We start from the raw sequence: 21,565 nt of genomic DNA on the forward strand, positions 1-21,565 counted from the left end.
CGTCCGGGGCCCTCGCGCGTCTGCGACACTGGACGGACCATGCCTAAGCCCGGAGAACTCACCTTTGTCGCGCCGCGCGGCGCAAAGCCCCCGCGACACCTCGCCGACCTGAGCCCCGCCGAGCGCAAGGAGGCCGTCGCCGAGCTGGGCGAGCAGCCGTTCCGCGCGAAGCAGCTCTCCAACCACTACTTCGGCCGGATGTCGAACGACCCGGCGAGCTGGACGGACATCCCCGCCGCCAGCCGGGAGAAGCTCACCGGCAGCCTGCTGCCGGAGCTGATGTCGGTGGTCCGGCACGTGTCCTGCGACGACGACACGACCCGCAAGACGCTGTGGAAGCTGTTCGACGGCACACTCGTCGAGTCGGTGCTGATGCGCTACCCGGACCGGGTCACCATGTGCATCAGCTCGCAGGCCGGCTGCGGCATGAACTGCCCGTTCTGCGCCACCGGCCAGGCGGGGCTGACCCGCAACCTGTCCACCGGCGAGATCGTCGAGCAGATCGCCGCCGGGATGCGCGCGCTCAAGGACGGCGAGATCCCGGGCGGCGAGGCCCGGCTGTCCAACGTGGTCTTCATGGGGATGGGCGAGCCGCTCGCCAACTACAACCGGGTGCTGGCCTCGATCCGCCGGCTGACCGACCCGGCGCCGGACGGCTTCGGCCTCTCCCAGCGCGGCATCACCGTCTCCACCGTCGGTCTGGTCCCGGCGATGAACCGGTTCGCGGACGAGGGCCTCAGCTGCCGGCTCGCGCTGTCGCTGCACGCGCCCGACGACGAGCTGCGCGACGAGCTGGTGCCGGTCAACACCCGGTGGAAGGTCGCCGAGGTGCTGGACGCCGCGTGGAACTACGCCGAGAAGTCCGGCCGCCGGATCTCCATCGAGTACGCGCTGATCAAGGACATCAACGACCAGGCGTGGCGGGCGGACCTGCTCGGCCGACTGATCAAGAACCACCGGGTGCACGTCAACCTGATCCCGCTGAACCCCACCCCGGGCTCCAAGTGGACGGCCTCCCGCCCGGAGGACGAGCGCGAGTTCGTCCGGCGGCTCCAGTCGCACGGCGTGCCGACGACCGTGCGCGACACCCGCGGCCAGGAGATCGACGGCGCCTGCGGCCAGCTCGCGGCGGCCGGCTGATCCGGTCGGACGGTCGGCGGGACCGGCGGGACCGACCGGCCCCGCCGGTTCAGCGCAGTCCGGCGGCGGCCAGTGCCGCGGTCGCCCCGCCGGTGACCAGCAGGACCGTGCCCGCCATCAGGGTCCGCAGCACGAGGGCGCCGAACAGCAGCCGGGGCGGCGTGCCGAGCCGCAGCAGCGCCTCGGCGACGCCCCGGCGGGCGGTGCGCAGCTCGGCTAGCCGGACGGCCACCGCGGCGGCCGCGCAGCCCAGGACGACGCCGGCCTCGACGGCGGGCAGGGCGTCGGCGCTGCCGGGTTCGCCGAGCCAGTAGCGCACCGTGGTGAGCACCACGGCGAGCGCCAGGGTGAGCACGGCCAGCGGTGCCCCGAGCCGGCGGGCCTGCGCGGTGAGGCCGCGTCCGGCGAGCAGCCGCAGCGGGGTCGGCCGGCCCAGCGCCAGCAGCCGCCCGGCCCAGCCCAGCAGCGGGCCGGTGAGCAGGGCGAGACCGAGCGCGGAGGCGGCCCAGCCGCCGAGCGCGGCGGTGCTGGTGCTGCCGAGCCCGGCGGGCAGGTGGATCGGCCGGCCGTCGGCGGCGGCGCCGGGGCGCAGCGCGATGAGTTCCAGGGCGAGGCCGAGCACGGCGAGGCCGGTCGGCACGGCGAGCCGCCAGGGGCCGAACCCGGTCGGCTCGGGCCGGGGGCGGCCGGGCAGGGTCTCGGCGTGCGGGACGGCGCCGGCCGCGGCGAGGCCGGCGGTGAGCGGGACCAGCACCAGCAGGGTGACCGGTGCGGCGGCCGGGAGGGCCACGCCCATGCCGAGTTCGTCGGCGAGCGCGGGGCCGGCGATGTCGTTGCGCAGCACCAGGAAGAGCAGCAGGGTCAGCGCGGCGCCGGTGCCGCAGGCGAGCGCGACCTCGCCGGCGATCAGGGCGCGGATCCGGCCGGCCCCGGCGCCGGCGGTGGTGAGCCCGGTGATCCGTTCGGCCCGCCGGGCGGGGACGGCGCGGGCGGCGACGGCGGCGAACCAGGCGACCGCGGCCAGCGGCGGCAGGCACCAGAGCAGCCGGACGGTCGCGGCGGAGCCGGCGGCCGGGTCGCTCAGCGCCCGGCCGAGGGCGCGCAGCAGGAAGGCGGCGACGACCGCCCCGGCGAGGGCGGTCAGCAGCCAGCGGCCGAGGTCGAGTACCCGGTAGCCCCGGGCCAGACGGAGATAGAACACGTCGACTCTCTCAGCGGCCGGCGGCCGGGACGGCGGGGGCCCCGGCGGCGCCGGGGGCGGCGGTGCCGCGCGGCACGGGCGTGACGGGGCCGGTGAGGCGTCCGTCGACGAGGGCGACGGCGCGGTCCGCGTACCGGACGAGCCCGGGGTCGTGGGTGGCGAGCACCAGGGTGAGCTGGTGCGAGCGGACCGCGCTGGTCAGTATCCGCAGGACCTGGTCGGCCGTCTCGCGGTGCAGCGGCGCGGTGGGGTCGTCGGCGAAGACGACCGGGGGGAGCGGGGCGAGGGCCCGGGCGACGGCGATCCGCTGGCGCTGGCCCTGGACCATCCGGTCGGGCCGGATCCCGGCGAGGTCACCGATGTCCAGGCGTTCGAGCCACTCGTCGGCGGCGGTGTGGGCGGCCTTGCCGCCGGCGCCGGCGAGCAGCAGCGGCAGGGCGACGTTCTCCCGGGCCGTCAGTTCCGGGACCAGGTGCGGCTCGGAGCCGACGAAGCCGAAGCGGTCGCGGCGCAGCCGTTCGCGCCCGGCCCGGCCGAGGGTGTGCACGGGGGCGCTGTTGAACCAGACCTCGCCCTCGTCGACCGGGAGCAGCGCGGAGAGGCAGCCGAGCAGGGTGCTCTTGCCGGAGCCGCGCGGGCCGGTGACGGCGAGGACCTCGCCGTCGCGGACGCCGAGCGAGACGCCGCGCAGCGCCGGGGTGCCGTGATGGGACTTGACGATCCCCCGGGCCCACAGCACGTCGTTGTCAGGAGGGGCCGCTGCCATGAGGTTCCGTCCTGGGGGGCCGCAGGGATATGACAGTCGTCAGATTAGAACGATCGGGCACGGGCGCGGTTGCGGCACACTGGTCCATCCGGGGCAAATCGCCCTCAATCAGGCGTGTTTGATCCGAAGAGTGGATCGGTCCGGCGGTGTCGGGCCGTTCCGGGAACGCCGCAGGGCGGCCCCGCCGAAGCGGGACCGCCCTGTGACGGAGGGTGGGGCGGAAAGCGGAAGGGGTCAGAGCTTCGCCCACGCGTCGGTGAGGCTGGTCCGCAGGATCTGCTCGATCTCGTCGAAGGTCGACTGGTCGGAGATCAGCGGCGGGGCCAGCTGGACGACCGGGTCGCCACGGTCGTCGGCGCGGCAGTACAGACCGTTGTCGAAGAGCGCCTTGGAGAGGAAGCCGTAGAGCACGCGCTCGACCTCGTCGTCGTTGAACGACTCCTTGGTGACCTTGTCCTTGACGAGCTCGATGCCGTAGAAGTACCCGTTGCCGCGGACGTCGCCGACGATCGGCAGGTCGCGCAGCTTGCTCAGGGTGCCGAGGAAGGCGGCCTCGTTGTCGAGCACGTGCTGGTTCAGGCCCTCGCGCTCGAAGATGTCGAGGTTGGCCAGCGCCACCGCGGAGGAGACCGGGTGGCCGCCGAAGGTGTAGCCGTGCAGGAAGGTGTTGTCGCCCTTGTAGAACGGCTCGGCGATGCGGTCCGAGATGATCGTGGCGCCGATCGGGGAGTAGCCCGAGGTCATGCCCTTGGCGCAGGTGATCATGTCGGGCTGGTAGCCGAACTTGTCGGCGCCGAACATGGTGCCCAGGCGGCCGAAGGCACAGATGACCTCGTCCGAGACCAGCAGCACGTCGTGGCGGTCGCAGATCTCGCGCAGGCGCTGGAAGTACCCGGGCGGCGGCGGGAAGCAGCCACCGGCGTTCTGCACCGGCTCGACGAAGACGGCGGCGACGGTCTCGGCGCCCTCGTTGAGGATGGCCACCTCGATCTCGTCGGCGCACCAGCGGCCGTAGGCCTCGGGGTCGACCGTGCCGTCGGGGCCGGCCAGGAAGGCCGGGGCGCGGTAGATGTTGGTGTTCGGGGCCTTGTGGGTGCCCGGCACCAGCGGCTCGAAGGGGGCCTTCAGGCCCGGCAGGCCGGTGATGGACAGGGCGCCCTGCGGGGTGCCGTGGTAGGCGACGGCGCGCGAGATGACCTTGTACTTGGTCGGCTTGCCGGTCAGCTTGAAGTACTGCTTGGCGAGCTTCCAGGCGGTCTCGACGGCCTCGCCGCCGCCGGTGGAGAAGAAGACCTTGTTGAGGTCGCCCGGGGCGTAGTTGGCCAGGCGCTCGGCCAGCTCGACGGCCTTCGGGTGGGCGTAGCTCCACACCGGGAAGAAGGCGAGCTCCTTGGCCTGCTTGGCGGCGGCCTCGGCGAGCTCCTCGCGGCCGTGGCCCGCCTGGACGACGAACAGGCCGGCGAGGCCGTCGAGGTACTTGCGGCCCTTGTCGTCCCAGACGTAGGTGCCCTCGCCCCGGACGATCGTCGGGACGGGAGAGTTCTCGTACGACGACATGCGGGTGAAGTGCATCCACAGGTGGTCGTAGGCGGTCTTGGAAAGGTCCTTCTGCGCCGGGTCGGCTGTCATCGGGTGCCCCAGGTGTAGGTCTGTTTCCGGAGCTTCAGGTAAACGAAGCTCTCGGTGCTCCGCACGCCGGGAAGCGCGCGGATGCGCTTGTTGATCAGTTCGAGCAGGTGCTCGTCGTCCTCGCAGACCAGTTCGGCCAGGAGGTCGAACGAGCCCGCGGTGCAGACGACGTAGTCGACCTCGTCGAGGGCGGCCAGCGCGTCGGCGACGGGTTCGATGTCGCCCTCGACCCGGATCCCGACCATCGCCTGGCGGGTGAAGCCGACGGTGAGCGGGTCGGTGACGGCGACGATCTGCATCACGCCCTGGTCGAGCAGCTTCTGGACGCGCTGTCGCACGGCCGCCTCCGACAGGCCGACGGCCTTGCCGATGGCGGCGTACGGGCGCCGCCCGTCCTCCTGCAGCTGCTCGATGATCGCCTTGGAGGCGGCGTCGAGGGGAACGCTGGCGTTCCGGTCGCGGTTGGCCACGCCGCCACTGTGCCCGATCGATCCCGTGTTCGCAAGCGAGGAAACTGCTGATTTCGTCGCGATCTTGGAAATCCCATGCGGATTTCATTGCCTCCCAGGCTGCGGCCTGTCGATACCGTCAGCAGTCGGGCTACCCTGGCTGCGGTACGCGCGCGGCCGGGCAGTGCCGCGCGCATTCCGCCAACCAGTGGACCGCGGCGCTTGCGGCGCGGCCGCTCGGCGCCCTTCGCCGGCCGGTACGGCCGACGTACCATGGCGCCGGATTCTGCAACGCCGCAGGCCGAGACCGAGGAGAGACCCGTGAGCGACCTTCGCACGCTGCGCAACTACATCAACGGTGAGTTCGTCGATGCGGCCGACGGCCGCACGCTCGACATCGTCGATCCCACCACCGGCGAGGTCTACGCGACGTCCCCGCTGTCCGGTGCCGCCGACGTGGATGCCGCCATGGCTTCCGCCGACGCCGCGTTCCCGGCCTGGCGCGACGCCACTCCGAGCACCCGGCAGAAGCTGCTGCTGAAGGTCGCCGACGCGGTCGAGGCGCGCGCCGACGAGCTGGTCGACGCCGAGTGTCGCAACACCGGCAAGCCGCGGGCGCTGACCCTCTCCGAGGAGATCGGCCCGATGGTCGACCAGATCCGGTTCTTCGCCGGTGCCGCCCGGCTGCTCGAAGGCAAGGCCGCCGGCGAGTACATGGACGGCATGACCTCGATCGTGCGCCGCGAGCCGGTCGGCGTCTGCGCCCAGGTCGCGCCGTGGAACTACCCGATGATGATGGCGGTCTGGAAGTTCGCCCCCGCCATCGCCGCCGGCAACACCGTGGTGCTGAAGCCCTCGGACACCACCCCGGCCTCCACCGTCCTGCTGGCCGAGATCATCGGCGGTGTCCTCGCGGACCTGGAGCTGCCGGCCGGCGTCTTCAACGTGATCTGCGGCGACCGCGAGACCGGCCGCCTGATGGTCGAGCACCGGACCCCCGCGATGGCCTCCATCACCGGTTCGGTGCGGGCCGGCATCCAGGTCGCCGAGTCCGCCTCCAAGGACGTCAAGCGCGTCCACCTGGAGCTGGGCGGCAAGGCCCCGGTCGTGGTGTTCGAGGACGCCGACATCGCCGAGGCCGTCGAGGGCATCTCCACCGCGGGCTTCTTCAACGCCGGCCAGGACTGCACCGCCGCCACCCGCGTGCTGGTGCACGAGTCGATCCACGACGCCTTCGTCGAGGCGCTGGCCAAGGCCGCGGCCGAGACCAGGACCGGTGGGGTGGACGACGAGGACGTGCTCTACGGCCCGCTGAACAACGCCAACCAGCTGAAGCAGGTCTCCGGCTTCATCGAGCGCCTGCCGGAGCACGCCAAGGTCGAGGCGGGCGGCCACCGGGTCGGCGACAAGGGCTACTTCTACGCCCCGACCGTCGTCTCCGGCCTCCGGCAGGACGACGAGATCATCCAGAACGAGGTCTTCGGCCCGGTCATCACCGTGCAGAGGTTCTCCGACGAGGACCAGGCCGTCGGCTACGCCAACGGCGTCGAGTTCGCGCTGGCCTCCTCGGTGTGGACCAAGGACCACGCCCGCGCCATGCGGATGTCCCGCCGCCTGGACTTCGGCTGCGTCTGGATCAACACCCACATCCCGCTGGTCGCCGAGATGCCGCACGGCGGTTTCAAGAAGTCCGGCTACGGCAAGGACCTCTCCTCCTACGGCTTCGAGGACTACACCCGCGTCAAGCACGTGATGACCGCGATCTGACCCGTCGCCGCGGGCCCGGGTCCTCGCGACCCGGGCCCGTCGCCCCGCCGTCCCCGCGCCCCGAAGTCCCCGTGCGCCGGCCGTCCCGTGCGCCGGCCGTCCCCCGTGACCCCGCCGGCCTTGCACCCTGTCGGCGGATCGGGCGACCGGCTGACAGGATGCACCTCCACTTCGGCGCCGGGACTCCCTAGCCTTGCCGCATGAGCATCCCCACCGCCGACCCGGCCGCCGGCCGGGCCGTCAAGGACACCGACCGCGCGCACGTCTTCCACTCGTGGTCCGCCCAGGCGCTGATCGACCCCCTCGCGGTGGCCGGCGCCGAGGGCTCGTACTTCTGGGACTACGACGGCAACCGCTACCTCGACTTCTCCTCCCAGCTGGTCAACACCAACATCGGGCACCAGCACCCGAAGGTGGTCGCGGCGATCCAGGAGCAGGCGGCGAAGCTCTGCACGATCGCCCCCGGCTTCGCGGTCGAGTCCCGCAGCGAGGCCGCCCGGCTGATCGCCGAGCGCACCCCGGGCGACCTCGACAAGATCTTCTTCACCAACGGCGGCGCCGAGGCCAACGAGAACGCCATCCGGCTGGCCCGGCTGCACACCGGGCGGCAGAAGGTGCTCTCCACCTACCGCTCGTACCACGGGGCCACCGCCAACGCGATCGCCCTGACCGGCGACCCGCGCCGCTGGGCCAACGAGACCGGCGTCTCCGGCGTCGTGCACTTCTGGGGTCCGTACCCGTACCGCTCCAACTTCCACGCCGAGGACGAGGCACAGGAGTGCGAGCGCTCGCTCGCCCACCTGGAGCAGGTCATCGCCTTCGAGGGCCCGGGCACCGTCGCGGCGATCATCCTGGAGACCGTGGTCGGCACCGCGGGCGTCCTCGTGCCGCCGCCCGGCTACCTGGCCGGCGTCCGGGAGATCTGCGACCGCCACGGCATCGTCCTCGTCCTGGACGAGGTGATGGCGGGCTTCGGCCGCACCGGCGAGTGGTTCGCCGCCGACCACTGGGGCGTCACCCCCGACCTGCTTACCTTCGCCAAGGGCGTCAACTCCGGCTACGTGCCGCTCGGCGGCGTGGCGATCAGCGCGGAGATCGCCGCGACCTTCGCGGAGCGCCCCTTCCCGGGCGGTCTCACCTACTCGGGCCACCCGCTGGCCTGTGCCTCGGTCGTCGCCACCCTCACCGCGATGGCGGAAGAGGGCATCGTCGAGAACGCCCGGCGGATCGGCGAGACCGTGCTCGGCCCCGGGCTGCGCGAACTCGCCGAGCGGCACCCGTCCGTCGGCGAGGTGCGCGGGCTCGGCGTCTTCTGGGCGCTCGACCTGGTCAGGGACCGGGAGACCCGGGAGCCGCTGGTGCCCTACAACGCGGCCGGGGCCGCCAACGCGCCGATGGCCGAACTGGCGGCCGCCTGCAAGCAGCGCGGGCTCTGGCCGTTCGTCAACATGAACCGGCTGCACGTGGTGCCGCCGTGCACGGTGACCGGGGAGGAGGCCAAGGCGGGCCTCGCGGTGCTCGACGAGGTGCTCGCCCTCGCGGACGCCCACACCGGCTGACCCACCGGCCGACGGTCACCGGTCACCGGTCACCGGCGGACGGCCCCGGACGCGCGGCACGCGCCCGGGGCCGTCCGCCGCTCGGCACCGTTCACCGCCGCGCACCGCCACTCAGCGCCGCACGGCGTCCAGGGCGAGCAGCGCGACGTGCAGGGACAGACAGGACTCCACCTGGTCGAGGTCCACGCCCAGGATCCGCTCCACCTTGTGCAGCCGGTCGTAGAACGACGGCCGGGACAGGTGCGCGGCGTCCGCCGCCGCCGACTTGTTGCGGCCCTGCTCCAGGTAGATCCGCAGCATCCGGACCAGCTGCGCGTCGTGCTCCGCGTCGTACGCGAGCAGCGGCCCCAGCTCCCGCTCCACGTAGGTCTGCAGCCGGGTGTCCTCCCGCAGCAGGTGCAGCAGGCCGCGCAGCCGCACGTCGGGCAGCCGGTAGTACGAGGCGGTCCGGCCGCCGGGGGAGTCGTGCAGCGCGGCGTCCGCGACCTGGGTGGCCTCCAGCAGGGTCCGCCGGGCGTCCCGGACCGAGCCGACCGAGGACCCGACCGCGACCACCGGGGCCGGAGCGGCGGAGTCCCGGGCGGCCTCCGCCGCCAGCCGGCGCAGCGCCGCCCCGAAGGCGTCCAGCGCCGCGTGCTCCTCCTGCTGGGGGCCGAGCGCGATCAGCACCCCGACGCCCTCGTCGTCCAGCGCGCCGACCAGTGCGGAGAGCCGGCACGCGCGGACCGCGCTCGCCGCCAGCTCGGTGAAGTCGCGCAGCCGGGCCTGCGCCTCCAGCGCCGCCGGGATCGGCCCGCTGCGCCGGCGCAGCACCGCGCCCACCAGCCGGCGGCCCTCCAGCGGCACACCCAGCGCCTGGGCGCGCAGGGCCACCTCGGAGACGGTCAGCGCGTGGGTGAGGATCCCCGCCAGCAGGGTGCGGTGGGTCTGCCGCTCCAGGCTCTCCCGGTCGCGGACCACCAGCCGGTTGAGCGCCAGCGCGGAGGAACCGCGCTCCAGCAGCATCGTGAACGGGTGCGGGCCCTCCTGCGGCAGCGGCCCCGGCTCCTGGACTAGCACCAGCCGCCCCCAGTCCTCGCCGCGCGCCCCGACCGTGGTGACCAGCCAGCCGCTGCGCGGGTCGTGCCCGGTGCGGCCGGCCGGGCGCACCCCGCGCGACCGGCGCTCCCAGTCCTCCAGCAGCTCGTGCTCGGGCCGGCCGGCCGGGTCGTGCGCCAGCACCTGGTGGGCGAGGTTCTCCAGGACCACGGGCGCGCCCGCCAGCCGGGCCACCTGACGGACCACCTCGGCCGGCTCGGCGCCCTCCACCACCAGCTCGTTGAAGACCTGGTGGATCGCCTCCGAGGTGCGCAGCTGCTCCAGCTGGGCGTTGACCACCAGCGCGTGCACGGCCTCGGTGACGGCGACGAAGCGCAGCTCGCGGCGGAGCGCGACCAGCGGCAGCCCGCGCTGCTCGGCGGCGTGCACCAGGGCCCGCGGCAGGGTGTCGAAGTAGCGCCGGCCGTACTCGACGACCAGCCCGGCCACCCCGACGTCGGCCAGCTCGCGGACGTACCGGGCGAGGCCCTCGCGGTCCTCCGGCAGCGCGATGCCGGTGGTCAGCACCAGCTCGCCGCCCTGGAGCACACCGGCGACGTCGGGCAGTTCGCTGACGTGCACCCAGCGGACCGGGCGCTCCAGCCGGTCGGCCCCGGCGAGCACCTGCGGCAGCCCGCGCCGCATCACCTCCAGGTCCAGGACACGGGCGACGGTCGGGAGCATCGGGAGGCCTCCAGGGTTTCAGGGTGTCAGGGGAATCATCCCTCCCGGCGACGACCTGTCGCCCCGCCGGACGCCTTGCACTGTGTAAGGCCCTTCCGGGCGAGGCTGCCGCAGTGGTCCTTGTCACGCCCCGCCCGCATTGGGCATGGTCAGCGGGTCGCCGCAGCCACGGCGCCGGGCACCGGGAGGAAACACATGGACCTGACCGACTTCGACGCGGGGGCGCAGTACATCGCCGGCCGGGCGGGCCGGGGCAGGGGCGAGCCCTTCCAGGTCGTCAACCCGGCCGACGGCAGCGTGGTCCGGGAGATCACCCTGGCCACCGCCGGGCAGGTGGACGAGGCCGTCGCCGCCGCCCGCGCCGCCCTGCCGCAGTGGGCCGGCGCCACCCCGGGCGACCGCGCCGCGGCACTGACCCGGCTGGCCGCCGTGCTCGACGGCGCGGCCGGCGAACTGGCCCGGGTGGAGACCGCGCAGACCGGCAAGCCGATCAGGCTCTCCGGTGAGTTCGACGTGCCCGGCACGGTCGACAACACCGCCTTCTTCGCGGGCGCCGCCCGCCACCTGGAGGGCAGGGCGGCCGGCGAGTACTCCGGCGACCACACCAGCTACGTGCGGCGCGAGCCGATCGGCGTGGTCGGCTCCGTCGCGCCCTGGAACTACCCGCTGCAGATGGCCGCCTGGAAGATCCTGCCGGCGATCGCCGCGGGCAACACCGTCGTGCTCAAGCCCGCCGAGATCACCCCGCTCACCTCGCTGATGTTCGCCCGCGCCTGCACCCTGGCGGGCATCCCGGACGGCGTCGTCAACGTGGTCACCGGCGCCGGCCGCACCGCCGGCGAGCACCTCGTCGCCCACCCGGACGTCGCCATGGTCTCCTTCACCGGCTCCACCCAGGTCGGCCGCCGGGTCGCCGAACTCGCCACCGCCTCCGTCAAGCGGACCCACCTCGAACTGGGCGGCAAGGCCCCGTTCGTGGTCTTCGACGACGCCGACCTGGACGCCGCCGTGCACGGCGCCGTCGCCGCCTCGCTGATCAACGGCGGCCAGGACTGCACCGCCGCCACCCGCGCCTACGTCCAGCGCCCGCTGTACGAGGCCTTCGTCGCCGGCGTCGCCGAGCTGTACCGCGCCGTGCGGCTCGGCGACCCGCTGGACCCGCGCACCGACCTCGGCCCGCTGGTCTCCTTCGCCCACCGGGACCGGGTGGCCGGCTTCGTCGAACGCGCCCGCGCGGCCGGCGCCACCGTCGTCACCGGCGGCGCCCCCGCCGGCCGCGGCCACGACGGCACCGACCTCACCCGCGGCGCCTACCACCCGCCCACCCTGATCACCGGGGCCGCCCAGGACAGCGAGGCCGTCCAGGGCGAGATCTTCGGCCCCGTCCTGGCCGTGCTGCCCTTCGACACCGACGACGAGGGCCTGCGGCTGGCCAACGACACCCCCTACGGCCTGGCCGCCTCCGCCTGGACCGGCAACGTCCACCGCTCGCTGCGCGCCACCCGGGAGCTCGCGGCCGGCTGCGTCTGGGTCAACGACCACATCCCGATCATCAGCGAGATGCCGCACGGCGGCTACAAGGCCTCCGGCTACGGAAAGGACATGTCGCAGTACTCGCTCGACGAGTACACCCAGGTCAAGCACGTCATGTTCGACACCACCGCGGTCGCCCGCAAGGACTGGCACCGCACCGTCTTCGGCGACAGATGACCCCGCCGGGGTGGACCCCCACACCCCCTCGTCCCTCCAGGAGGCCCGTTCCATGGCGTTCAACGAGCTCACCGACGGTCTGCCCGAACCGGTCCGCAGGGCCTGGGAACGGAGCCTGACCGGCGGCCGCGCCGCACTGGGCCGGCGCACCTTGCTGCGCGCCGCCGCGCTCACCGCCGGCACCGGCGCCCTGGCCGCCTGCGGCATCCCGCCGGCCCGCACCACCGGCCCCGGTGACTCCGCCGCGAACGCCGCCGAGGACCTCTCGGACAGCGAGAAGGAGGTGAACTTCTCCAACTGGCCGCTCTACGTCGACGCCGACGAGAACGACAAGGAGAAGCACGGCACCCTCGACGCCTTCACCGAGGCCACCGGCGTCAAGGTCCGCTACAGCGAGGACGTCAACGACAACGTCGAGTTCTTCGGCAAGATCAAGCCGCAGCTCGCCGCCGGCCAGGACACCGGCCGCGACCTCGTCGTCCTCACCGACTGGATGGCCGCCCGGCTGATCCGCCTCGGCTGGGCGCAGAAGCTGAGCCCGGCGAACGTCACCACCGCCATCACCAACATCGACTCCCGCTTCCGCGCCCCCGACTGGGACCCGGGCCGGCTCTACACCTACCCCTGGGCCGGCATCCAGACCGTCATCGCCTACAACCGCCGGGCCACCAGGGGGAAGGAGGTCACCAGCGTCTCCCAGCTGCTCGACGACCCCGACCTCAAGGGCCGGGTCACCTTCCTCTCCGAGATGCGCGACAGCGTCGGCATCACCCTGCTCGACATGGGCAAGGACCCGCAGAGGTTCACCGCCGACGACTACGACGCCGCGATAGCCCGGCTGCAGAAGGCCGTCGACGGCAAGCAGATCCGCCGCTTCACCGGCAACGACTACGGCCAGGAGCTCTCCTCCGGCGACATCGCCGCCTGCGTCGCCTGGGGCGGCGACCTCATCCAGCTGCGCGCCGACAACCCGGACATCGAGTTCGTCATCCCGGAGAAGGGCTACGTCACCTCCACCGACAACCTGCTCGTCCCGGCCCGGGCCCGGCACAAGGCCAACGCCGAGAAGCTGATCGACTTCTTCTACCGGCCGGGGATCGCCGCGCAGCTGGTCGCCGGCATCGGATTCGTCTCCGCCGTCACCGGCATGGAGAAGGAACTCACCGCCCTCGCCCCCGACACCGCGGCGAACCCCCTGGTCGTCCCCACCGCCGGGATGACGGCCATCGCCCGCGCGTTCCGCACCCTCACCGAGGACGAGGAGAGCTCCTTCGAGGAGAAGTTCTCCAAGCTCATCGGCGCCTGACCCCCGACGGCCGCGCACCCAGCGAGAAGCAGGGAGACCCCCATGACAGACCAGCCGCGCACCCCGGCCGGCGGCGACGTCCGCCTCACCGGCATCGGCAGGACCTACGGCTCCTTCACCGCCGTCCACCCGCTCGACCTGACCGTCCCCCAGGGCTCCTTCTTCGCCCTGCTCGGCGCCTCCGGCTGCGGCAAGACCACCACCCTGCGCATGATCGCCGGACTGGAGGAGCCCACCTCCGGCACCGTGCTGATAGGCGACCGGGACGTCACCGCGCTCCCCCCGTACAAGCGCCCGGTCAACACGGTCTTCCAGAGCTACGCGCTCTTCCCGCACCTCGACGTCTTCGAGAACGTCGCCTTCGGCCTGCGCCGCCGGGGGAGGAGGAACGTCGCGAAGCAGGTCGACGAGATGCTCGGCCTCGTCGAACTCGGCGCCCACGCCCGGCGCAAGCCGCACCAGCTCTCCGGCGGCCAGCAGCAGCGCGTCGCCGTCGCCCGCGCGCTCATCAACCACCCGGAGGTGCTGCTCCTCGACGAGCCGCTCGGCGCCCTCGACCTCAAGCTCCGCCGGCAGATGCAGCTGGAGCTCAAGCGGATCCAGACCGAGGTGGGCATCACCTTCGTGCACGTCACCCACGACCAGGAGGAGGCCATGACGATGGCCGACACCATCGCGGTGATGAACGGCGGCCGGGTCGAACAGCTCGGCGCCCCCGCCGAGCTCTACGAGAACCCCGCCACCACCTTCGTGGCCAACTTCCTCGGCCAGTCCAACCTGCTGCCCGCCGAGGTCACCGGCGGTGCGGGCGAGGACCTGCTGCTCACCGCCGCCGGCACCCGGCTCACCGTCCCCCGGGCCCGCTGCGCCACCGGTGCCACCCGGGTCCACCTCGGCGTCCGGCCCGAGAAGATCACCATCGCGCACGGCAGCGCCGAGGTCGCCGAGGGCCGCAACCGGCTCGCCGGGACCGTCGTCGACTCCAGCTTCATCGGCGTCTCCACCCAGTACCTGGTCCGCACCGGCGGCGGCCAGGAGGTCACCGTCTTCGAACAGAACATGGAGCGCGACCCCCGGCTGGTCCCCGGCGCGCCCGTCGTCCTGCACTGGAACCCGGCCCACACCTTCGCCCTGGACGCCGCCCAGGCGATCGACGCCGGCACCGGGGAGGCCGCCGCGTGACCACCACCACCCCGGCCGCGCCACCCCAGGTCGTCCCCCTCGCCGCGGCCGCCCCCCGGGCCCGGCGCCGGCTGACCCCGTACTGGCTGCTGCTGCCCGGCGTCGCCTGGCTGGCCGTCTTCTTCGCGGTGCCGATGGTCTACCAGGCCTCCACCTCGCTGCAGACCGGCTCCCTGGAGGACGGCTTCCGGGTCACCTGGCACGTCGCCACCTACTGGGACGCCCTGACCGAGTACAAGTGGCACTACCTGCGCTCGTTCGGCTACGCCGCGACCGCCACCGTGCTCTGCCTCGCCGTCGGCTACCCGCTCGCCTACACCATCGCGTTCAAGGCGGGCCGTCGCCTGCGCGGCCTGCTGCTCGTCCTCGTCGTCGCGCCGTTCTTCACCAGCTTCCTGATCCGCACCCTCGCCTGGAAGACCATCCTCTCGGACGGCGGCCCGGTGGTCGGCACGCTCGACGCCCTGCACGTCCTGGACGTCACTGCCGCCCTCGGCCTCACCGAGGGGGACCGGGTGCTCGCCACCCCGCTCGCCGTGGTCTGCGGCCTCACCTACAACTTCCTGCCGTTCATGATCCTGCCGCTGTACACCTCGCTTGAACGGATCGACCCCCGCCTCCACGAGGCCGCCGGCGACCTCTACGCCCGCCCCTTCACCACCTTCCGCAAGGTGACCTTCCCGATCTCGCTGCCCGGCGTGGTCGCCGGCACCCTGCTCACCTTCATCCCCGCCTCCGGCGACTACATCAACGCCCAGCTGCTGGGCTCGCCGAGCGAGCAGATGGTCGGCAACGGCATCCAGAAGCAGTTCCTGAACGTGCTCGACTACCCCACGGCCGCCGCGCTGAGCTTCATCCTGATGGCCCTGATCCTGGGCATCGTGACGGTCTACCTGCGCAGGGCCGGAACGGAGGAACTCGTCTGATGTCCCGAGTGACCGCCTGGATCCGCCGCAACCTGGTGGTGCTGGCCGGCCTGCTGGCCCTCGCCTACCTGGTGCTCCCCAACCTCGTCGTGCTCGCCTTCTCCTTCAACCGGCCGGCCGGCAAGTTCAACTACGAGTGGAACGAGTTCTCCACCGACGCCTGGACCGACCCCTGCGGCGTGGCCGAGATGTGCGCCTCGCTCTCGCTCAGCCTGCGGATCGCCGTCGCCGCCACGCTCGGCGCCACCGTCCTCGGCACCATGGCCGCCTTCGCGCTGGCCCGCCACCGCTTCCGCGGCAAGGGCGCCACCAGCGCGATGATCTTCCTGCCGATGGCGATGCCCGAGGTCGTGATGGCCGCCTCGCTCGGCACCCTCTTCCTCAACATGCGCATCCCGTTCGGCTTCACCACCATCCTCATCGCGCACGTCATGTTCTGCCTCAGCTTCGTGGTGACGGCGGTCAAGGCCCGTGTGATGAGCATGGACCCGCGCCTCGAACAGGCCGCCCAGGACCTCTACGCGACCCCCGCCCAGACCTTCCTGCGGGTCACCCTGCCGCTCGCCGCCCCCGGCATAGCGGCCGGCGCGCTGCTCAGCTTCGCGCTCTCCTTCGACGACTTCGTCATCACCCAGTTCAACTCCGGGCCGAGCACCGTCACCTTCCCGATGTTCGTCTGGGGAGCCTCCCAGCGCGGCATCCCGGTCCAGGTGAACGTCATCGGCACCGCGATGTTCGCCGCGGCCGTCGCCCTCACCGTCGGCGGCCAGTGGCTCGGCAACCGGCGCAGGGCGACCGTCTGAGGGCCCGCCGCAGTCCCCCCCACCCGACCTCCAGGAAAGGCGCTGATGATGCATGGACTCCGCCCGCGCGCTCGCTGACGCCCGGCCCACCCCCTTCTGGCTGGAGGACCCCGGCCGGCCGGCGGCCCTGCCCGCCCTCACCGGCACCGCCCGCTGCGACCTCCTGGTCGTCGGCGGCGGCTACTCCGGCCTGTGGACCGCCCTCCTCGCCAAGGAACGCGACCCCTCCCTGGACGTCGTCCTCGTCGAGGGCCGGGAGACCGGGTGGGCCGCGTCCGGGCGCAACGGCGGATTCTGCGCCGCCAGCCTCACCCACGGCATCGGCAACGGCCTGCAGCGCTGGCCCGGCGAACTCGCCCGGCTGGAGCGCCTCGGCGCCGCCAACCTCGACGGCATCGAGGCGGCCCTGCACCGGTACGGCATCGACGCCGAATGGGAGCGCACCGGCGAGATCGACGTCGCCACCCGGCCCCACCAGCTCGACGAACTCCACGAACTCGCCGAGGCCGCCGGCGCGTACGGCGCCGGCCTCACCGTCCTCGACGCGGAGGCCGTCCGCGCCCAGGTGAACTCGCCGTCCTTCCTCGGCGGGATCTGGGACAAGGACGGCGTCGCCATGGTCCACCCCGCCAAACTCGCCTGGGGGCTCAAGGCCGCCTGCCTCGCCCGGGGCGTCCGGATCTTCGAACACACCCCCGCCCTCGACCTGCGCGAGGAGGGCCACGGGATGGCCGTCCGCACCCGGCACGGCCGCGTCCTCGCCGGGAAGGTCGCGCTCGGGACCAACGCCTTCCCCTCACTGCTGCGCCGCGTCCGCCCGTACGTCGTCCCGGTGTACGACTACGCGCTGACGACCGAACCGCTCACCGCCGGACAGCTCGCCGCCGTCGGCTGGCGCGGACGCCAGGGACTCAGCGACAGCGCCAACAAGTTCCACTACTTCCGGCTCACCGCCGACAACCGGATCCTGTGGGGCGGCTACGACGCCGTCTACCACTTCGGCGGACACCTCCGGCCCGGGTACGACCAGCGGCCGCGGACCTTCCACACCCTCGCCCGGAACTTCGCCCGCTGCTTCCCGCAGCTCGCCGACATCCGCTTCACCCACAGCTGGGGCGGGGCCGTCGACACCTGCAGCCGGTTCTCCGCCTTCTTCGACACCGCCCACCGCGGCCGGGTCGCCTACGCCGTCGGCTTCACCGGCCTCGGCGTCGGCGCCACCCGGTTCGGCGCCGAGGTCGTGCTGGACCTGCTCGCGGGCGAACGCACCGAACGCACCTCGCTGGAGATGGTCCGCCGCAAGCCCCTGCCGTTCCCGCCCGAACCGGTGCGCTGGGCTGGGATCGGGATCACCACGGCGTCGCTGGCCCGCGCCGACCGCACCGGCGGGCGGCGCAACCTCTGGCTGCGCGCGCTCGACCGGCTGGGGCTCGGCTTCGACAGCTGAGCCCCGTTCCGCCGCCCGCCCCGGGCGGTCCGTACGGACCGCCCGGGCCCGTACGGACCGGGGCGGAACCCGGTGCGAACCGTGCCGGTCCGAACCGTGCGCGTGAACCGTGTAAGAGAGACCCGCCGTCCGCCTCTCGTTGGTGACGGCGGGTCTCACCGTGTCCCGCCGCGACACCGAACGCACCGTCGCGCAGAACGGGGACCGCACATGGACACCACCGGACTGGACTGGCTCGCCCAGGCCGCGCCCGACCCGGACACCTTCCGGGAGCAGTGGGAGCGCAGCGGCCACGGCCTGGTGCTGCTCCCGGCCGGCCGGCACTGGGACGTCCTCTCCGTCCCCGGCCGGCTGGGCCGCCCGGCCGCCGACCTCCTCGGCACCGCGGGCTGCGGCCCGGTGCTCGCCGACTTCGGCGACGAGCACATCGGATTCCTGGTGCCCGCAGGCACCGCCGCACGCTGGATCGGCACCGGCGTGCGCTGCGCGGGGGAGGGCACCTGGATCGTCGTGCCCCACCCCGGCCGACGCAGCCGCGGCGTGCGCTGGCTCGTCCCGCCCGACGGCTCCGGACGGCTCAACGACCCGGTCGCGCTGGAGCTCGCCCTCCACGAGGCGGCCGCCGGGCTCGGCGACTGGTGAGCGCCGCCCCGCCCTGAGCCGGCGGCCGCCCGGACAGCGTGCCGCCACCCGGCCACCGTGGACCGGGGTCCTTCCCGCCCCGGGGTCCTCACGGTCCTTCCCCTCCGGCCGACCTCCGCCCGTCCCCGGGGGCGTCCTGCGCACCCGGGACGGCGGCGCGCCAGACTGGAGGGGTGACCAGCGCCCCGGACACCGTCGACCCGTCCCTCCGGCCGGGCCCGGCCCAGCTGCGCCTCGTCGAACTGGCCCGGCCGGTGTGCGACCGGCACGGGCTCGCCCTCGCCGGTGGCCACGGTCTGCGGGCCCACGGCGTCCCGGCCTGCGACCAGGACGGGATCACCCTGGTGGCCGACGGCCTCGCCGACCTGCCGCGGGTCGCGGCCGACCTGGCGGCCGCCTACCGGGCCGCGGGCGGTGAGGCCTCCGGGCGACCCGGCACACCCCGCTGGGAGCAGCTCACCGTCCGGCTGGCCCTGGGAGGACGGACGCACGGCGTCGAGCTGCGCAAGGAGCCGCTCGGCCACCGGCCGGTCCGGCTGGGTCCCGGGCCCGGTGCCGACACCGCCGGGGCTCCCGCCTTCCCGTTCGTGGTGGACGTGGTCGCCCTGGAGGACGCCGCGGCCCTCGCCACCGCGCTGCTCGTCGACCGGGCCCTGCCCCGCGACCTGATCGACGTGCACGCGCTCACCACCTGCTACCGGGAGGGCGAGCTGCTGGCCCTCGCCGGCGCGCTGGACGCCGAGTTCCAGCCCACCGCGCTCGCCGACCGGCTGGAGGTCCTGGCCGAGACCGCCGACGGACGGTTCCTGGCCCGCGGTCCGTCCGCGGCGGAGGTCGACGAGCTGAAGCGGTGGGCGCTCGCCTGGGCCCAGGACCTCCGGCTCGACCTGCTGGAGACCCGGGAGGCGGCGGACGGTCTGCACGACCCCTACCTGGAGGAGCAGGAGGAGCAGGAGGACGCCTGAGCACCGCAGTCCTCCCGGGCAGCCGCGCCACTCGGCCCAGCCGGGTCCATCCGGTTCACCCGCAGGGCGGAGGTTCCCGACGACCTGTAAGGCCCGGCGGCCGATCCCCGTCACTCTGTTCGTTGAGGCCGACCGGCCCGGCCAGCAGACTGGACCGTGAGCGCGGTTAGCCCCGTGACCACGCCGCCCCCGTCCCGTGCGGGCGGCGCCGTACAAGGGCCCGGCGGCCCAGGCCGCCCGGGACTTCGGAGGCAGAGGGACCTTGAGCAAGCACATCACCCACTGGATCGGCGGCCGGCCGGTCGCCACCGCCGGTGCCGCGGCCCGCCGCGGTGACATCTTCGACCCGGCCACCGGCCGGATCACGGGCCATGTCGACTTCGCCGAGGTCACGGAGGTCGACCAGGCGGTCGCCGCCGCCGCCTCGGCCTTCACCGAGTGGCGCACCGCCTCGGTCGCCCGGCGCGCGACGGTGCTGTTCGCCTTCCGGGAGCTGCTCAACGCCCGCAAGGACGAGTTGGCGTCGATCATCGTCTCCGAGCACGGCAAGGTGCACTCGGACGCGCTCGGCGAGATCGCCCGCGGCCTTGAGGTCGTCGAGTACGCCTGCGGCATTCCGCAGCTGCTCAAGGGCGGCTTCACCGAGCAGGCCTCGACCGGGATCGACGTCTACTCGATCCGCCAGCCGCTCGGCCCGGTCGCGATCATCTCGCCGTTCAACTTCCCGGCCATGGTGCCGATGTGGTTCTTCCCGATCGCCATCGCGGCCGGCAACACCGTGGTCGTCAAGCCGTCCGAGAAGGACCCGTCCGCCGCCAACTTCCTCGCCGGGCTCTGGAAGGAGGCCGGTCTGCCGGACGGCGTCTTCAACGTCGTGCACGGCGACAAGGTCGCGGTGGACCGCCTGCTGGAGCACCCCGACATCAAGTCGGTCAGCTTCGTCGGCTCCACTCCGATCGCCCGCTACGTCTACGAGACCGGCACCCGCTACGGCAAGCGCGTCCAGGCCCTGGGCGGCGCCAAGAACCACATGCTGGTCCTGCCCGACGCCGACCTCGACCTGAGCGCCGACGCCGCCGTCAACGCCGGCTTCGGCGCGGCCGGCGAGCGCTGCATGGCCGTCTCCGTCCTGGTCGTGGTGGACCCGGTCGGCGACGAGCTGGTCGAGAAGATCAAGCAGCGGATCGCCACCCTCACCGTCGGTCCCGGCTGCAACGGCGACTCCGAGATGGGCCCGCTGGTCACCGGCCAGCACCGGGACAAGGTCACCTCCTACGTCGAGTCCGGCCTCGCCGACGGCGCCGAGCTGGCGGTCGACGGCCGCAAGCACGCGGTGACCGCCGAGGACCGCGACGGCACGCCGACCGCGGACGGCTTCTGGCTCGGCCCCACGCTGTTCGACCGTGTGAAGCCCGGCATGTCCGTCTACACCGACGAGATCTTCGGCCCGGTCCTCTCCGTGGTGCGGGTCGCCTCCTACGAGGAGGGCCTGGCCCTCATCAACGCCAACCCGTACGGCAACGGCACCGCCATCTTCACCAACGACGGCGGTGCGGCCCGCCGGTTCCAGTACGAGGTCGAGGTCGGCATGGTCGGCATCAACGTGCCGATCCCGGTCCCCGTCGCCTACTACTCCTTCGGCGGCTGGAAGGCCTCGCTGTTCGGCGACGCCCACGCGTACGGCCAGGACGGCGTCCACTTCTTCACCCGCGGCAAGGCGGTCACCCAGCGCTGGCTGGACCCGTCGCACGGCGGCATCAACCTCGGCTTCCCCACCAACACCTGAACCGGGAAGCACCGACCCGACCGGCACAGGCCGGCCCGCGCACCTGCGGGCCGGCCTGTGCCGTGTTCCGGGAGTTTGCCCGGGGTTTGCCTCCGGCCGCGAACCGGCGTAGTGTTCCCTAGTCGCTCGACAGGGAGCACCGGACACGCATCGGCGCGGACGGTCCCGAAGCGGCCAATCCTCTGGAAATATCAATGCACCCCGCACGGGGTCTATTTGGTGTGTTCATTTTTGTGGATTGCGGTCGGATTCGCTTTTCGGAGCGGGGTTCGGCTAGAGTTTGAAACGTCGGACGGGGCGTCAAGCCGCAGAAGGCACCAGCGAGTTGGATGAGGGAAGCGCCGGAAATGGGGCGGAAAACATCTGATAAGCTGGAGACACGAAAGAACGAAGCGCCCGGAGGGCCGGTGTGAAAGCCGCCTGAAGGAAGCGTCCGTTCCTTGAGAACTCAACAGCGTGCCAAAAGTCAACGCCAGATATGTTGACATCCCCGGCCTCGGTCTTCGGATCGTGGTTGGAGATTCCT

At 73.0% G+C, this 21,565-nt stretch carries 18 protein-coding genes; 12 read left to right on the forward strand and 6 right to left on the reverse strand.

The window, feature by feature from the left end; translation table 11 throughout:
* Window positions 1-39: 39 nt before the first annotated feature.
* Window positions 40-1,140: a 23S rRNA (adenine(2503)-C(2))-methyltransferase RlmN gene (rlmN, locus tag ACFCX4_RS08805; protein WP_376139924.1), complete on the forward strand. Its 1,101-nt coding sequence runs from the start codon at window positions 40-42 to the stop codon at window positions 1,138-1,140.
* Window positions 1,141-1,189: 49 nt separating this feature from the next.
* Here the strand turns inward: rlmN and ACFCX4_RS08810 are convergent, their stop codons facing one another.
* From ACFCX4_RS08810 to ACFCX4_RS08825, 4 genes are all read right to left on the reverse strand, one after another.
* On the reverse strand, window positions 1,190-2,341 hold the full coding sequence (locus ACFCX4_RS08810; protein ID WP_376139925.1) for a hypothetical protein: 1,152 nt from the start codon (window positions 2,339-2,341) through the stop codon (window positions 1,190-1,192).
* 10 nt (window positions 2,342-2,351) lie between these two features.
* Window positions 2,352-3,107, reverse strand: a complete 756-nt coding sequence (locus ACFCX4_RS08815) for an ABC transporter ATP-binding protein (protein ID WP_376139926.1) — start codon at window positions 3,105-3,107, stop codon at window positions 2,352-2,354.
* A gap of 234 nt (window positions 3,108-3,341) precedes the next feature.
* The gene (locus tag ACFCX4_RS08820) at window positions 3,342-4,736 is read right to left on the reverse strand and encodes an aspartate aminotransferase family protein (protein WP_376093916.1); all 1,395 of its coding nucleotides are present in this window, start codon (window positions 4,734-4,736) and stop codon (window positions 3,342-3,344) included.
* Window positions 4,733-5,206, reverse strand: a complete 474-nt coding sequence (locus ACFCX4_RS08825; RefSeq protein WP_030243538.1) for an Lrp/AsnC family transcriptional regulator — start codon at window positions 5,204-5,206, stop codon at window positions 4,733-4,735. The genes ACFCX4_RS08820 and ACFCX4_RS08825 overlap by 4 nt, the downstream gene beginning before the upstream one ends.
* A 252-nt stretch (window positions 5,207-5,458) precedes the next feature.
* Here ACFCX4_RS08825 and ACFCX4_RS08830 point away from each other — a divergent pair, with 252 nt between their 5' ends.
* Window positions 5,459-6,952 (forward strand): gamma-aminobutyraldehyde dehydrogenase, encoded by a 1,494-nt coding sequence (locus tag ACFCX4_RS08830; RefSeq protein ID WP_376139927.1) that lies wholly within the window; start codon window positions 5,459-5,461, stop codon window positions 6,950-6,952.
* Window positions 6,953-7,152: 200 nt separating this feature from the next.
* Entirely contained in the window at window positions 7,153-8,511 is a 1,359-nt protein-coding gene (locus tag ACFCX4_RS08835; protein WP_376139928.1) for an aspartate aminotransferase family protein, read from the forward strand.
* A gap of 111 nt (window positions 8,512-8,622) precedes the next feature.
* On the opposite strand, the gene ACFCX4_RS08840 is transcribed toward ACFCX4_RS08835, so the two are convergent.
* Window positions 8,623-10,272, reverse strand: a complete 1,650-nt coding sequence (locus tag ACFCX4_RS08840; protein WP_376139929.1) for a PucR family transcriptional regulator — start codon at window positions 10,270-10,272, stop codon at window positions 8,623-8,625.
* 195 nt (window positions 10,273-10,467) lie between these two features.
* On the opposite strand from ACFCX4_RS08840, the gene ACFCX4_RS08845 reads away from it, so the two are divergent.
* The 9 genes from ACFCX4_RS08845 to ACFCX4_RS08885 all read left to right on the forward strand — a co-directional run bounded on the left by ACFCX4_RS08845 (window position 10,468) and on the right by ACFCX4_RS08885 (window position 21,039).
* Entirely contained in the window at window positions 10,468-11,982 is a 1,515-nt protein-coding gene (locus ACFCX4_RS08845; RefSeq protein ID WP_376139930.1) for a gamma-aminobutyraldehyde dehydrogenase, read from the forward strand.
* A gap of 52 nt (window positions 11,983-12,034) precedes the next feature.
* Complete coding sequence (locus ACFCX4_RS08850) at window positions 12,035-13,288, forward strand: spermidine/putrescine ABC transporter substrate-binding protein (protein ID WP_376139931.1); 1,254 nt, start codon at window positions 12,035-12,037, stop codon at window positions 13,286-13,288.
* 42 nt (window positions 13,289-13,330) lie between these two features.
* Complete coding sequence (locus tag ACFCX4_RS08855) at window positions 13,331-14,470, forward strand: ABC transporter ATP-binding protein (RefSeq protein WP_376139932.1); 1,140 nt, start codon at window positions 13,331-13,333, stop codon at window positions 14,468-14,470.
* A complete protein-coding gene (locus tag ACFCX4_RS08860) occupies window positions 14,467-15,396 on the forward strand; it encodes an ABC transporter permease (RefSeq protein ID WP_376139933.1) in 930 nt (309 codons plus the stop codon). The genes ACFCX4_RS08855 and ACFCX4_RS08860 overlap by 4 nt, the downstream gene beginning before the upstream one ends.
* Window positions 15,396-16,199 carry an ABC transporter permease gene (locus ACFCX4_RS08865; protein ID WP_376139934.1) on the forward strand — a complete coding sequence of 268 codons (804 nt, stop codon included), beginning with the start codon at window positions 15,396-15,398 and terminating at the stop codon, window positions 16,197-16,199. Before ACFCX4_RS08860 ends, ACFCX4_RS08865 begins: the two co-directional genes overlap by 1 nt.
* Before the next feature lie 52 nt (window positions 16,200-16,251).
* Window positions 16,252-17,646, forward strand: a complete 1,395-nt coding sequence (locus tag ACFCX4_RS08870) for an NAD(P)/FAD-dependent oxidoreductase (protein ID WP_376139935.1) — start codon at window positions 16,252-16,254, stop codon at window positions 17,644-17,646.
* A gap of 210 nt (window positions 17,647-17,856) precedes the next feature.
* The gene (locus ACFCX4_RS08875; RefSeq protein WP_376139936.1) at window positions 17,857-18,288 is read left to right on the forward strand and encodes a hypothetical protein; all 432 of its coding nucleotides are present in this window, start codon (window positions 17,857-17,859) and stop codon (window positions 18,286-18,288) included.
* Window positions 18,289-18,461: 173 nt separating this feature from the next.
* The gene (locus ACFCX4_RS08880) at window positions 18,462-19,253 is read left to right on the forward strand and encodes a hypothetical protein (protein WP_376139937.1); all 792 of its coding nucleotides are present in this window, start codon (window positions 18,462-18,464) and stop codon (window positions 19,251-19,253) included.
* A gap of 262 nt (window positions 19,254-19,515) precedes the next feature.
* On the forward strand, window positions 19,516-21,039 hold the full coding sequence (locus ACFCX4_RS08885) for a CoA-acylating methylmalonate-semialdehyde dehydrogenase (protein WP_376139938.1): 1,524 nt from the start codon (window positions 19,516-19,518) through the stop codon (window positions 21,037-21,039).
* A 300-nt stretch (window positions 21,040-21,339) separates the two neighbouring features.
* Here ACFCX4_RS08885 and ACFCX4_RS08890 read toward each other — a convergent pair.
* A partial coding sequence (locus ACFCX4_RS08890) for a hypothetical protein (RefSeq protein WP_376139939.1) occupies window positions 21,340-21,565 on the reverse strand: 226 nt, incomplete at its 5' end.

The sequence above is a fragment of the Kitasatospora sp. NPDC056327 genome (assembly GCF_042261735.1).
Lineage (GTDB): Bacteria > Actinomycetota > Actinomycetes > Streptomycetales > Streptomycetaceae > Kitasatospora.